Origin of the sequence: Streptococcus sp. HMSC072D03, assembly GCF_001812855.1 — a bacterium.
Lineage (GTDB): Bacteria > Bacillota > Bacilli > Lactobacillales > Streptococcaceae > Streptococcus > Streptococcus salivarius_D.
This window is the reverse complement of record NZ_KV810701.1, coordinates 48,445-61,208: the sequence shown is the minus strand read 5'-3', so window position 1 is coordinate 61,208 and position 12,764 is coordinate 48,445. Positions and strand designations below refer to the sequence as shown.

The 12,764-nt window shown below is 40.3% G+C and carries 16 protein-coding genes; all 16 read left to right on the top strand.

From position 1 onward, the window contains the following. The first annotated feature begins 76 nt into the window (after positions 1–76). The 16 genes from HMPREF2877_RS10205 to pstA all read left to right on the top strand — a co-directional run bounded on the left by HMPREF2877_RS10205 (position 77) and on the right by pstA (position 12,757). Entirely contained in the window at positions 77–1,357 is a 1,281-nt protein-coding gene (locus HMPREF2877_RS10205) for an O-acetylhomoserine aminocarboxypropyltransferase/cysteine synthase family protein (protein WP_225901257.1), read from the top strand. 60 nt (positions 1,358–1,417) lie between these two features. After that, positions 1,418–1,609: an HAD hydrolase family protein gene (locus HMPREF2877_RS11335; protein ID WP_252370842.1), complete on the top strand. Its 192-nt coding sequence runs from the start codon at positions 1,418–1,420 to the stop codon at positions 1,607–1,609. Beyond that, positions 1,579–2,175, top strand: a complete 597-nt coding sequence (locus HMPREF2877_RS10200; protein ID WP_306341327.1) for an HAD hydrolase family protein — start codon at positions 1,579–1,581, stop codon at positions 2,173–2,175. Before HMPREF2877_RS11335 ends, HMPREF2877_RS10200 begins: the two co-directional genes overlap by 31 nt. A gap of 64 nt (positions 2,176–2,239) precedes the next feature. Further along, positions 2,240–2,734 (top strand): thiol peroxidase, encoded by a 495-nt coding sequence (gene tpx / locus HMPREF2877_RS10195; protein ID WP_037611582.1) that lies wholly within the window; start codon positions 2,240–2,242, stop codon positions 2,732–2,734. A 125-nt stretch (positions 2,735–2,859) separates the two neighbouring features. After that, the gene (locus HMPREF2877_RS10190; protein ID WP_014633121.1) at positions 2,860–3,480 is read left to right on the top strand and encodes a restriction endonuclease subunit S; all 621 of its coding nucleotides are present in this window, start codon (positions 2,860–2,862) and stop codon (positions 3,478–3,480) included. Between the two features lie 88 nt (positions 3,481–3,568). Next, positions 3,569–3,802, top strand: a complete 234-nt coding sequence (locus HMPREF2877_RS10185) for a DUF1858 domain-containing protein (protein ID WP_014633122.1) — start codon at positions 3,569–3,571, stop codon at positions 3,800–3,802. A 1-nt stretch (position 3,803) separates the two neighbouring features. After that, entirely contained in the window at positions 3,804–5,150 is a 1,347-nt protein-coding gene (locus HMPREF2877_RS10180; RefSeq protein ID WP_061652467.1) for a DUF438 domain-containing protein, read from the top strand. Between the two features lie 120 nt (positions 5,151–5,270). Beyond that, a complete protein-coding gene (gene truB, locus HMPREF2877_RS10175) occupies positions 5,271–6,152 on the top strand; it encodes a tRNA pseudouridine(55) synthase TruB (protein ID WP_014633124.1) in 882 nt (293 codons plus the stop codon). Further along, a complete protein-coding gene (locus HMPREF2877_RS10170; protein ID WP_014633125.1) occupies positions 6,149–7,060 on the top strand; it encodes a bifunctional riboflavin kinase/FAD synthetase in 912 nt (303 codons plus the stop codon). Before truB ends, HMPREF2877_RS10170 begins: the two co-directional genes overlap by 4 nt. A 69-nt stretch (positions 7,061–7,129) precedes the next feature. Next, entirely contained in the window at positions 7,130–7,543 is a 414-nt protein-coding gene (locus tag HMPREF2877_RS10165) for a Spx/MgsR family RNA polymerase-binding regulatory protein (RefSeq protein WP_013990597.1), read from the top strand. Beyond that, positions 7,536–7,817, top strand: a complete 282-nt coding sequence (locus HMPREF2877_RS10160; RefSeq protein ID WP_004182521.1) for a UPF0223 family protein — start codon at positions 7,536–7,538, stop codon at positions 7,815–7,817. The genes HMPREF2877_RS10165 and HMPREF2877_RS10160 overlap by 8 nt, the downstream gene beginning before the upstream one ends. Next, positions 7,807–8,574, top strand: a complete 768-nt coding sequence (locus tag HMPREF2877_RS10155) for an inositol monophosphatase family protein (protein WP_045001733.1) — start codon at positions 7,807–7,809, stop codon at positions 8,572–8,574. The genes HMPREF2877_RS10160 and HMPREF2877_RS10155 overlap by 11 nt, the downstream gene beginning before the upstream one ends. An 80-nt stretch (positions 8,575–8,654) precedes the next feature. After that, positions 8,655–9,965, top strand: a complete 1,311-nt coding sequence (locus HMPREF2877_RS10150) for an RsmF rRNA methyltransferase first C-terminal domain-containing protein (RefSeq protein ID WP_045772423.1) — start codon at positions 8,655–8,657, stop codon at positions 9,963–9,965. Positions 9,966–10,090: 125 nt separating this feature from the next. After that, the gene (locus HMPREF2877_RS10145) at positions 10,091–10,966 is read left to right on the top strand and encodes a phosphate ABC transporter substrate-binding protein PstS family protein (RefSeq protein ID WP_045772424.1); all 876 of its coding nucleotides are present in this window, start codon (positions 10,091–10,093) and stop codon (positions 10,964–10,966) included. A gap of 2 nt (positions 10,967–10,968) precedes the next feature. Then, the gene (gene pstC, locus HMPREF2877_RS10140) at positions 10,969–11,883 is read left to right on the top strand and encodes a phosphate ABC transporter permease subunit PstC (protein WP_013990601.1); all 915 of its coding nucleotides are present in this window, start codon (positions 10,969–10,971) and stop codon (positions 11,881–11,883) included. Further along, a complete protein-coding gene (pstA, locus tag HMPREF2877_RS10135) occupies positions 11,873–12,757 on the top strand; it encodes a phosphate ABC transporter permease PstA (RefSeq protein WP_022495957.1) in 885 nt (294 codons plus the stop codon). Before pstC ends, pstA begins: the two co-directional genes overlap by 11 nt. The last annotated feature ends 7 nt before the right edge of the window (positions 12,758–12,764 follow it).

Genomic DNA, 12,764 nt, shown 5'->3' with positions numbered 1-12,764 from the left:
GATAAAAAATTTCTATTAGACAGCCAGCTTTTCTGGGTGTAGAATGAAGTCAACTTTTGTTTTGGAGGACACCCATATGTCACGAGAATTTTCATTTGAAACCTTACAATTACACGCTGGACAAACACCTGACAAGGAAACAAAATCACGTGCGGTTCCAATTTACCAAACAACTTCATATGTTTTTGACGATGCTCAAGAAGGTGAAGATCTCTTTGCCCTTAGAAAACCGGGTAATATTTACACACGTATTACCAATCCAACAGTAGCAGTACTTGAAGAACGTATTGCAGCCCTCGAAGGTGGTGTTGGTGCCTTGGCTACGGCTTCAGGTATGGCTGCAATCACCTATGCGGTCCTTGGTTTGGCACATGCTGGCGATCATGTTGTTGCTGCGACAACCCTCTACGGTGGAACATTCAATCTCTTAAAAGAAACTCTTCCACGCTATGGTGTCACAACAACTTTTGTAGATGTTGACAATCCTGAAGAAATTGAAGCTGCTATCAAAGATAATACCAAACTTGTCTTGATTGAGTCTTTGGGTAATCCGCTTATCAACATTCCTGATTTTGAAAAGATTGCTGAAATTGCTCACAGCCATAAGATTCCATTGGTTGCTGACAATACTTTTGGGACTCCATATCTCATCAATGTTATCTCCCATGGTGTAGATATCGTAGTTCATTCTGCGACTAAGTTTATCGGTGGACATGGAACAACTATCGGTGGTCTTATCGTCGATTCTGGTAAATTTGACTGGGAAGCTTCAGGCAAGTTCCCACAATTGGTTGACGAAGACCCATCTTACCACAATATCAGCTATACACGTGATGTTGGTCCAGCAGCATTTATCACTGCCCTTCGTACCCAACTTTTGCGTGACACAGGGGCTGCCTTGGCACCTTTCAATGCTTTCTTACTTTTACAAGGACTTGAAACACTTTCACTTCGTGTCGAACGCCATGTCGAAAATGCTAAAAAAATCGTAGACTTTTTGGAAAATCATCCAAAAGTTGAAAAAGTTAACTATCCTGGATTGCCATCAAGTCCTTACTATGACTTGGCACAAAAATACTTCCCTAAAGGACCAGGTTCTATTTTCACTTTCCATGTTAAAGGTGGACAAGAAGAAGCACGTACCGTTATTGATAATCTTGAAATCTTCTCAGATTTGGCTAACGTTGCTGATGCAAAATCTTTGGTGGTTCACCCTGCAACAACAACTCACCAACAATTGGCAGAAGCAGATTTGCTAGCTTGTGGTGTCACTCCAAATCAAATTCGTATCTCAGTTGGTTTAGAAAATGCAGATGATTTGATTGAAGATTTAAAACTAGCCCTTGATAAAATTTAAGTATTCTGATACTAAATATTTTAACCAGCTCTATAGCTGGTTTTTTGTTATACTACCCCTATGAAATTTGTTTTTGATTTGGATGGAACCCTATGTTTTGATGGTATGACTATGTCAAAAGAACTACAAGAGGTTCTTTTAACAGCACCTAAATACGGTCATGAGATTATTTTTGCAACAGCACGCTCTTACAGAGACTGTCTTAGTATTTTGGAGGGAGAATTGAAAAAGCTGACAGTAGTTTTGGCTTAAACGGTGGTGAAGTCTTTCAAGATGAGTGTTTAGTATCGCAATACACAATACCTTCTTATGCTCTCAGAACGATTGTTAGCTACTGTGATACCTATAATCTCCCTTATTTTATTGATGATACCTTTAATTATGCTATTCAAAATCCTGAACAGATTCCTTTCCTTTCAAATGTTGACTCATTAAATAAAGCAAGGATTTTGCCTGTCCAAGAACTTAATAAGCCCATTAAAGCTGTTATTCCACTTGCAGAGCATGAGGATATCCGAGAAGACCTTATCTTTAATCTAAACAAACTGGAATGTTTAGACCTTATTTACCACGATATAGAAAGGTGTCTCTACATTAATCCTAAAGGAGTGACTAAGGCTAGTACAGTTTTAAACCACTTTGGCAGAAACTTTGTAACTTTTGGAAATGACCAAAATGATATTTCTCTTTTCAAAAATGCTATATATGGTGTGCAAGTTGGCAATTATCCTTACCTGAAAGACTTTGCGGATGAAGTCATTCCTGCAATTAATACAGTGATTGCGAAAAAAATTAAACAACTGTTTGAAAAGTTCTAAACAAATGCTTAGTCTTCTTGCTCTATTTACAGTACAATAGTAAAAAAAGTATTGGAGGACTAGCATGCCAACATTTATTGGAAAACCAGTTACAGTAGCAGAAGACAAACAACTTCAAGTTGGAGATACCTTGCGTGACTTTAATTTGACAGCAACAGATTTAACGAAAAAATCACTTTCAGAATTCGATGGAAAGAAAAAAGTTATCTCTATCGTTCCATCAATCGATACTGGTATTTGTTCAACTCAAACACGTACCTTTAACAAGGAATTGTCAGAACTAGATGATACTGTAGTTATTACTATTTCAGTGGACCTACCATTTGCACAAGCTCGTTGGTGTGGTGCTGAAGGACTTGAAAATGCCATCATGCTTTCTGACTACTATGATAATAGTTTCGGTAAAGACTATGGTGTCCTTATTGAAGAATGGCACTTGTTAGCGCGTGCAGTATTAGTGGCAGACGCTGACAACAAGATTACTTATGTCGAATATTTGGACAATATCAATACTGATCCAAACTATGAAGCGGCAGTAGCAGCAGTTAAAAGCTTATAAAAAGGGGCCCCGGTCTCTTTTTTATTTTGCCTTTCTTACAGTTTTTACTTGCAAAAGTATTAGCTTCTTGCTATTATTGTATAGCAATACTCAATACGGATAGTAAAATATAAAAAGGAGATTCAATGTCTGAAAAAGAAAGACCTCAACTGATTATCGATTACGAAGCTAACACAGACAAACTTGTTCGTTTAGGCGATGTTGTCGATCAATTTAAAGGAAAAGCTGTCCCTGCTAAGGCAGAACCTGGCGAATTCGCTGTCATTAATCTATCGGATATGACACCCAACGGCATTGCTTACGATGACCTAAAAACATTTTCTGAGGAACGCCGCAAACTTTTACGCTTTCTCTTAGAAGATGGAGATGTGCTTATTGCATCTAAGGGAACTGTTCAAAAAGTTGCCGTTTTCGAAGATCAGGGCAAGCGTGAAGTTGTTGCCTCATCCAATATTACAGTATTACGACCTAAGGAAAAACTCCGTGGTTTCTACATAAAGTTCTTCCTTGAGACCGAAATTGGTCGTGCCTATTTAGATTATGCTGATAAGGGAAAGGCTGTCCTCAATTTATCGACAGCTGACCTCTTGGACATCAAAATTCCTGAGATACCGATTGTTAAGCAAGATTACCAAATTGCGGCCTATCTACGTGGGCGTGCCGATTTCCACCGTAAGATGGTTCGTGCAGAGCAAGAGTGGGAAAATATCCAACACAATGTTACAGAAGCTCTATTTGGAAATTAACCAAAAGCCAGCAAACTAGGATTTGTTGGTCTTTTTTTATTATTCTCGTGTATAATGGTAGTAGTAAATATGTTATTAGGAGGTCATTATGACTACCAACACCATAGATTTATCACAACCAGTCGCAACAATCATAAAAGAGCATCCAGAAGTTAAGGATTTACTGATTGGCCTTGGTTTTAAGCCCTTGTCTAACCCAGCTATGCTAAATACTGTCGGTAAGGTGACCAGTCTAAAAGCTGGCTCTAAGTTAGCTAATATTCCCCTAGATAAGATCAAGCAAACCTTACTATCCAATGGTTATGATGTCATCGGAGACTAATATGGAAAACAATCGTATTCAAATACTCAAAGAAATTCTCCTAGATTTACACCATGGAGCCAGTCCTGAGAGTGTTCAAGAGCGCTTCAATCAACACTTCAAGGGAGTATCTGCCCTTGAAATCTCTATGATGGAGCATGAATTGATGTCATCTGAAGATGGGGTTACCTTTGAAGATGTTATGAGCCTTTGTAATGTCCATGCTAACCTCTTTAAAGGAGCTATTGCTGATGTGGAAGTGGCAGACGCTGATCAAGAGGGTCACCCTGTCTATGTCTTTAAACAAGAGAATTTAGCCCTACGTTCAGCTATTCTCCGTATCCGACGTATCATAGAAAATATCAGTAAGCCTGAAAATGAAGACTTTAAATCTGACCTAGTCAATGGACTTAAACATCAGATGTCTTTATTGGGACAATTCCATAACCATTACACACGTAAAGAAAAGCTCTTCTTTCCAATAATGGAGCGTTATGGTCATGATTCTCCTCCAAAGGTTATGTGGGGAGTAGACGATGATATCCGAAAACTTTTTAGAGCGGCAGAAGCTAAACTAAAAGAACTTCCAGATGCTGATTTAGAAGAATTTTCAAAGTTCTTTGAAGCTTTCTCAGAAGAATTTGAAGCCATGATTTTCAAGGAAGAAGCTATCTTACTTATGATTCTGCTTGAAACCTTCACGCAGGATGATTGGCTTTCAATTGCCGAAGAAAGTGATGCCTATGGCTATGCAATTATAAAACCTACAGCCGTCTGGAAACCTAAGCGTGAGCGTTTTAAGAAAGACAATACGGAAACATCGCAAGAACAGTCAGGTCTGAGCACTGACGCACATACGGGCAATACCCGAATTATTGAAACCCCAGAAGGGCAATTCACCATCAGCTTCACCCCAAAACCAAAAACTGAAACTGTCGTAGATAGAGAAACAACGCAACCTTTTGGCAATGGTTATCTTTCTGTGGAGCAGGCCAATCTCATCCTCAATCATCTTCCTTTGGAAATTACTTTCGTCAATAAAGACGATATTTTCCAATACTATAATGATAATGTTCCAGCCAATGAGATGGTCTTTAAACGAACACCTAGCCAAATTGGACGAAACGTTGAACTTTGTCATCCGCCAAAAGTGCTTGATAAGGTCAAGAAAATCTTTGAATTACTAAGAAGTGGAGAGCGTGACCAAGTTCCAATGTGGTTCAAATCTGAACGTTTAGGAAAATTCGTCTATGTTACCTATGCAGCTGTCAGGGATGACCAGGGAGACTTTCAGGGCGTCTTAGAGTTTGTGCAAGATATTAAACCTTTCTTTGAACTGGAAACCGATCTTAAAAGAGATATTGATTAAAAAAGCTAGTAGTCTTGCGATTGCTTATGACTATAATACTTAAGAGGTTAGAGACTTTGCTCTCTGCCTCTTTATGTTTCTACCTAGCTCTTTAGGATTGCTTTTGATATAATTAAAAGTATGATTTCAGGAATTATTAATCTAAAAAAAGAGGCTGGAATGACCAGTCATGATGCTGTATTTAAACTACGCAAAATATTACAAGAGAAAAAAATCGGACATGGTGGTACCCTTGATCCAGATGTTACCGGTGTCCTACCTATAGCAGTTGGAAAAGCGACTCGTGTCATTGAATACATGACTGAAGCAGGGAAGGTCTACGAGGGAGAAATTACCATTGGCTTTTCGACAACTACCGAGGATGCTAGTGGAGAAATCGTCCAAATAACTCCAGTAACAGAGCTTGATGAAGAAGCCGTTGACAAGGCAATGGCAAGTTTTGAGGGAGAAATCACACAAATTCCCCCTATGTACTCAGCAGTTAAGGTCAACGGAAAGAAACTTTATGAGTACGCACGCGCTGGAGAAGAAGTAGAACGTCCACAACGTCAAGTGACCATTACCGAATTTGTCCGTACCTCACCCATCGAGCTAGAAAACGACACTGCGAGATTCACCTTCCGTGTTGCTTGTAGCAAGGGAACTTATGTCCGTACCTTATCTGTTGATTTGGGTGCTAAACTCGGCTACGCGAGTCATATGTCTGCTCTTCGTCGAACAGCCTCAGCTGGTCTAACCTTAGATAAGGCACTAACACTCTCACAAATTTCAGAAATGGTAGAAGCAGGGGATACGTCCTTCCTCCTTCCTATCGAATTTGGTGTTCAGGATCTGCCAACAGTACAAGTCACTGAAGATGATGCTAAAGAAATCTCATTTGGTCGCTTTATTGCTATTGATAGCCAAGAACCCTTGGTTGCGGCCTTTTTAGAAGACAAAGTTCTAGCCATCATGGAAAAGCGAAATCAAGTTTATAAACCTAGAAAAGTATTAAGTCAATGAAAATAACTTCTATTAACGATTATAAAGATATCCATCAGGAAAAGGGTACAGTCCTTGTCTTAGGCTATTTCGATGCGCTTCATCGTGGTCACAAGGTCCTTTTTGATAAGGCGCGCCAGATTGCTGATGACAAACAACTTGAAGTAGCTGTCCTTACCTTTAATGAAAGTCCTCAACTGACTTTTCAACGGTATACAGATGATCTCCTTCTGCATATTACAGCACCTCAAAGGCGTTGTGATCTTTTTGAAGCCTATGGAACAGATCAGCTTTATTTAACAGATTTCAATAGTGATTTTGCCCGAACGAGTTCAGATGATTTCATTGCCCGCTATATTAAGCGTTTAAAAGCTCAAGAGGTTGTTGTGGGCTTTGATTACAAGTTTGGCCATCATCGAACAGATGTGGACTATCTTGCCCGTAATTTTTCTGGTAATGTCCATGTCATTGAAGAGCAACAAAGCGATGGTGAAAAGATTTCGTCAACACGTGTACGTCAATTAATACGAGAAGGTAATGTTAAAGAAGCCAATAAACTTCTTGGCCACGAATTCTCGACACGTGGCATCGTGGTACATGGTGATGCCCGTGGACGAACCATTGGTTTTCCAACTGCTAATTTAGCACCAATCGACAGAACTTTTCTACCTGCTGATGGCGTCTATGTTGCTGATGTGGTGATTGATGGTAAACGTTATCGTTCCATGACTAGCCTAGGTAAAAACGTTACCTTTGGGGGAACAGAACTCCGCCTTGAAGCCAATATCTTTGATTTTGAAGGCGATATTTATGGAAAAACAATCGAAGTTTTTTGGCTAGATTATATCCGTGATATGATTAAGTTCAATAATATAGAGGAACTTTGTGCTCAACTGGAGGCCGATAAAAAAATCGCGGAAAAATTTTAAGAAAGCGTAGCCAAAACTAATCAAATAATGTATAATGATTAGGAATGTTAAAGTGAAAGGGGTGTTTGCATGGTAACTTTATTTTTATCACCTAGCTGCACCAGCTGTAGGAAAGCACGAGCTTGGTTGACCAATCATGAAGTTGCTTTTGACGAACACAATATTATCACGAGCCCATTAACTCACGATGAGTTGATGAAGATTTTGTCTTACACGGAAAATGGTACTGAAGATATCATTTCAACCCGTTCAAAAGTCTTTCAGAAGCTGAATATCGATGTGGATGATTTGACCATCAAGGAACTCATTCAACTGATTTCTGAATATCCAAATCTTCTTCGTCGACCTATTATTTTGGACAACAAACGCATGCAAATCGGTTTCAACGAAGATGAAATTCGTGCCTTTTTGCCTCGTGATTATAGAAAGCAAGAATTGCGTCAAGCGACCATTCGAGCTGAAATTGAGGGTAACAATGACTAAAGGAAATTATTCCTACCCACTCGATCCATCATGGAGCACTGAGGAAATTACCACAGTGCTTCATTTTTTGAGTCAGGTAGAAAAAGCATACGAGAGCAAGGTTGACCGTGACCAACTCTTGCAAGCCTATAAGGCATTTAAAACCGTTGTTCCAGGTAAAGCGCCTGAAAAGCAACTAGACAAGGCCTTTGAAGAAGCTAGCGGTTTTTCAACCTATCAAGCTGTCAAAGCTGCTAAAGCAAAAGATAAAGGATTTGTATCACTTGGAAAATAAACTGATTTTTGCTAAAGAAATCATCAAAGAAGCTGGTGCTTTTATCAAAGAAAGTTTAAGTAAAACAATCACGGTCGAAGAAAAGACGGCTTATGATGATTTAGTCACTAATATTGACAAACAAACACAAGATTTACTCGTGGCACGTATTAAATCTGCCTTCCCTTCAGACAATATTTTCGCTGAAGAAAATGGCTTGGTGCATAATATCAAGGATGGAAACGTCTGGGTCTTGGATCCTATTGATGGAACGGTCAATTTTATTGTCCAACAAGATAATTTTTGTGTGATGATTGCCTACTATGAAGAGGGGCAAGGAAAATTTGGTCTCATTTATAACGTCATGGCTGATCAACTTTTCTATGGTGGTGGCCAGTTTGATGTGTATTGCAATGACAAATTGCTTCCAGCCTATAAAAGTCGCCCATTAGACCGCTGCCTAGTCGCTAGCAATGGAGCTATGTATGCTAAAAATTTTCACGGCTTAAAAGACCTTATTGATAAGACCTTGGGTGTTCGTGTCTACGGTGGTGCCGGTTTAAGCATGTCAAAAGTCCTATCTGGTCAAATTTTAGCTTACTTTTCAGTTATTTACCCATGGGACTATGCCGCAGCAAGTATTATGGGAGAAAAATTGGGTTATCACCTTGAGACCATTACCGGAGAACCACTGGATTATTCTAGTCGTCAAGCTGTGATGCTTGTGCCCAAAGACAGACTTGAAGAAATCAAGGATATTATGGGCTCAGAAAATTAATTTAAAACAAAAAACCATACTGGACAAATCAGAACAGTAAGTTCTCTTGGTTGGTCCAGTTTTTTGATAGAAAGGAAACTATGCAATTTCCATCAGACTTTATAGAAAAATATAATAAGCTCCTTGGAGATGAAGCGGAGGAATTCTTTGCATCATTTGATCAAGAAGCCGTTTCCGCCTACCGTACCAACCCTCTGAAAAAGCAACAGAAGGACTTTCCTGATGTCATTCCTGAAACACCTTGGGGCCATTACGGTAAAATTTCTGGAAAATCCGCCGATCATGCAACTGGTTTGGTTTATTCTCAGGAACCAGCTGCTCAAATGGTAGCCCAAGTGGCAGCTCCGGCCAAGGGAAGTCGTGTCTTAGACCTGGCAGCTGCTCCAGGCGGAAAGTCTACTCATCTTCTAAGCTACTTAGACAATACAGGACTGCTCGTCAGCAATGAAATCAATCCAAAGCGTAGCAAAATTCTGGTTGAAAACATTGAACGTTTTGGGGCGAGAAATGTTGTTGTGACTAACACGTCAGCTGATAAACTAGCCAAAGTTTTCAAAAATTACTTTGATACGATTGTCTTTGATGGACCTTGTTCTGGAGAAGGAATGTTCCGAAAAGACCCTGATGCAATCCAATATTGGCACAAGGAGTACCCTTGTGAATTGGCACAATTGCAGAAGGATATCTTGTCAGACGGTTTGAAGATGCTCGCTCCTGGTGGTCAATTGATCTACTCAACCTGTACCTGGTCTCCTGAGGAAAATGAAGGTGTTGTCGCTTGGATTTTAGAAAATTACCCTAATCTTGAATTAGTAGAAATCCCTAAATGGAATGGCATGAGAGGTGGGATTGATTTTCCAGAAACAGCTCGAATGTATCCGCACCATTTCAAAGGTGAAGGCCAGTTTGTGGCAAAATTCCAGGATAAGCGCGTGGCTGAGCAGGCACGTATCAAAGAGGGAAAATCTAACCTTAACAAGGAGCAGAAGCAACTCTGGGAAGATTTTGCAAAAAAACACCTTAAGACTGATCTAGATGGTTTACTCCAAGTTTTTGGGGACAATCTCTATCTGCTTCCTAAGGGACTTCCAGACCTATCTAAAGTTAAAATCGCTCGTAATGGACTGCATCTTGGTGTCTTCAAGAAAAAACGTTTCGAACCAAGTTTTGCTCTTGGAATTGCGTTAACCTCAGATGAGGTTGTTTCAAGTGTAGAGCTAACTCAAGACCAGTTTGCCCAATATGTTTCTGGTAATGTGGTCACTCTAGATCAAGCGCAACCAAACGGTTGGTATCAGCTTTTAGTGGATGGCAATGGATTTGGATTTGCCAAAATCGTTGGAAACACGGTTAAAAACTACTATCCTAAAGGATTGAGATTCCATATATAAGGGCCTGTAATCAAACTTTAATATGACTTAATTATCTTATACTTGGTATAATTAGATAGATGTCTTTTTACAGCATATATATAAGACACTATCTTACTTAAGTTACAAAATGTCGGAGGACAAAAATGAAAAAAACAAAAGTCCTTGCAGTGATTCTGTCACTGGCAATGACCATGCTAGTCTTAACTGGCTGTGCCTCTTGGATTGACCGTGGCCAGTCCATTACAGCAGTTGGTTCTACGGCCCTTCAACCCTTAGTAGAGGCAGCGGCAGATGGGTTCGCTGAAAAGAACCCTGAGAATATCGTTAACGTCCAAGGTGGCGGTTCTGGTACTGGACTTTCTCAGGTACAATCCGGTGCCGTTCAAATTGGTAACAGTGACCTTTTTGCCGAGGAAAAATCTGGAATCGATGCCAGTAAGCTTGTTGACTATCAAGTTGCCGTTGCAGGAATTGCAGTGATTACAAACAAAGAAGTCTCTGTCGATAACCTGACAACTGAACAACTTCGCAAGATTTTCACTGGGGAAATCACAAACTGGAAACAGCTTGGTGGTAAAGACCTAGAGATTACTATTATTAACCGTGCAGCTAGCTCAGGATCACGCGCGACTTTCGATGCAGTGATTATGGACGGCAAATCGCCAATCCGTACCCAAGAGCAAGATTCTAATGGTATGGTTAAGTCAATCGTTGCTCAGACACCAGGTGCTATTTCATACCTATCATTTGCTTACCTTGATGATTCTGTTAAAACATTGAAGTTAAATGGATTTGAACCAAAAGCTGAAAATGTTGCAACTAACGATTGGCCGATTTGGTCTTACGAGCATATGTATACCAAGGGAAAACCGGATAGCTATACCAAACAATTCTTAGATTACATGATGAGTGACGAAGTCCAAGAAAATGTCGTCGCAAAAATGGGTTACATTTCCATCCATAGCATGAAAGTTACAAAGGATGCTGATGGTAAAGTCTCAAAGAAGAGTGAGGAGTAAGCATGAAAAATGAAGAATTGGTGAAACAATTAACATCACCCTCTAAAAATTCACGCCTCGAGAAGTTTGGTAAAACAATCACTTTCCTTTGCCTAGCTTTGATTGTTTTTATCGTAGCCATGATTTTACTTTTCGTTGCTCAAAAAGGGCTAGCGACTTTCTTTGTTAATAAAGTTAGCTTGATCGAGTTTCTCTTTAGTGGCGATTGGTCGCCATCTGAAGGCAAGTTCGGAGCTCTTCCAATGATTTTAGGGTCATTCGTAGTGACCTTGCTTTCAGCCTTGGTAGCAACGCCATTTGCCATTGGAGCAGCCATCTTTATGACTGAAATTTCTCCGAAAGGGGCTAAATTCTTACAACCAGCTATTGAACTTTTGGTTGGGATTCCATCTGTTGTTTATGGTTTCATTGGTCTCCAAATCGTGGTTCCATTTGTTCGCTTAATTTTTGGTGGCACAGGGTTTGGTATTCTTTCAGGTACCTTTGTCTTGTTCGTCATGATTCTACCAACCGTAACCTTTATGACAACAGATACGCTTCGTGCAGTGCCTCGTCACTACCGTGAAGCTAGTCTTGCCATGGGGGCTACACGCTGGCAAACGATTTGGCGTGTGACACTTAATGCGGCTAAACCAGGTATTTTCACGGCCGTTATCTTTGGTATGGCCCGTGCCTTTGGTGAGGCTCTTGCCATCCAAATGGTTGTCGGAAATTCCGCAGTGATTCCAACTTCTTTAACGACACCAGCAGCAACATTGACATCTGTCTTGACTATGGGAATCGGGAATACAGTCATGGGTACTGTTTCAAACAATGTCCTTTGGTCTCTCGCCTTGGTTCTCTTATTGATGAGTCTTGGTTTCAATATGTTGGTGAAATTCATTACCCGTGAGAGAAAGAGAAATTATGAACGCTAAAAAAATTGATAAAATTGCCATCGGCACACTCTATGTGATTGCTGGCATTATTGTAACAATCCTGGCAGCCTTGATTCTCTATATCTTGGTTCGCGGGATACCACATATCAGCTGGTCATTCTTGACTAGTCGATCATCATCTTACAAAGCTGGTGGAGGAATTGGGGTTCAACTCTACAATTCATTCTTCCTTTTGGTTATTACCCTGATTATTTCTGTGCCTCTTTCAATGGGAGCTGGGATCTTCTTATCAGAATATGCTAAAAAAGGACGACTTACCAACTTTGTTCGTACCTGTATTGAAATCCTTTCTTCACTACCTTCAGTGGTTGTCGGACTCTTTGGTTACTTGATTTTCGTTGTCCAATTCCAGTATGGGTTTTCAATCCTATCTGGTGCCTTGGCTTTAACGGTCTTTAACCTACCACAAATGACTCGTACGGTTGAAGATAGTTTGCGAACAGTCCACCATACCCAACGTGAAGCTGGGCTAGCTCTAGGCTTGTCTCGATGGGAAACGATCTTACACGTTGTGGTTCCAGAGGCATTGCCTGGTATTGTTACTGGTATCGTTCTTGCTTCTGGCCGTATTTTCGGGGAAGCAGCAGCGCTTATCTATACAGCAGGTCAATCTGCACCAGCACTTAATTGGAGCGACTGGAATCCGCTTAGCATCTCTAGTCCAATTTCGATTTTCCGCCAAGCAGAAACACTTGCTGTTCACATCTGGAAGGTCAACTCAGAAGGTACGACACCTGACGCCACTGCAGTATCTGCTGGTTCAGCAGCAGTACTCTTGATTTTCATTTTGATTTTCAACTTTGGTGCACGTCGTTTGGGAGCTTACCTCCATAAGAAATTAACATCCGCTTAAAGGAGTT

Coding starts and splice junctions, on each gene's coding strand:
- HMPREF2877_RS10205 (WP_225901257.1), top strand. CDS start 77: ATGTCACGAGAATTTTCATTTGAAACCTTACAATTACACGCTGGACAA.
- HMPREF2877_RS11335 (WP_252370842.1), top strand. CDS start 1,418: ATGAAATTTGTTTTTGATTTGGATGGAACCCTATGTTTTGATGGTATG.
- tpx (WP_037611582.1), top strand. CDS start 2,240: ATGCCAACATTTATTGGAAAACCAGTTACAGTAGCAGAAGACAAACAA.
- HMPREF2877_RS10190 (WP_014633121.1), top strand. CDS start 2,860: ATGTCTGAAAAAGAAAGACCTCAACTGATTATCGATTACGAAGCTAAC.
- HMPREF2877_RS10185 (WP_014633122.1), top strand. CDS start 3,569: ATGACTACCAACACCATAGATTTATCACAACCAGTCGCAACAATCATA.
- HMPREF2877_RS10180 (WP_061652467.1), top strand. CDS start 3,804: ATGGAAAACAATCGTATTCAAATACTCAAAGAAATTCTCCTAGATTTA.
- truB (WP_014633124.1), top strand. CDS start 5,271: ATGATTTCAGGAATTATTAATCTAAAAAAAGAGGCTGGAATGACCAGT.
- HMPREF2877_RS10170 (WP_014633125.1), top strand. CDS start 6,149: ATGAAAATAACTTCTATTAACGATTATAAAGATATCCATCAGGAAAAG.
- HMPREF2877_RS10165 (WP_013990597.1), top strand. CDS start 7,130: ATGGTAACTTTATTTTTATCACCTAGCTGCACCAGCTGTAGGAAAGCA.
- HMPREF2877_RS10160 (WP_004182521.1), top strand. CDS start 7,536: ATGACTAAAGGAAATTATTCCTACCCACTCGATCCATCATGGAGCACT.
- HMPREF2877_RS10150 (WP_045772423.1), top strand. CDS start 8,655: ATGCAATTTCCATCAGACTTTATAGAAAAATATAATAAGCTCCTTGGA.
- HMPREF2877_RS10145 (WP_045772424.1), top strand. CDS start 10,091: ATGAAAAAAACAAAAGTCCTTGCAGTGATTCTGTCACTGGCAATGACC.
- pstC (WP_013990601.1), top strand. CDS start 10,969: ATGAAAAATGAAGAATTGGTGAAACAATTAACATCACCCTCTAAAAAT.
- pstA (WP_022495957.1), top strand. CDS start 11,873: ATGAACGCTAAAAAAATTGATAAAATTGCCATCGGCACACTCTATGTG.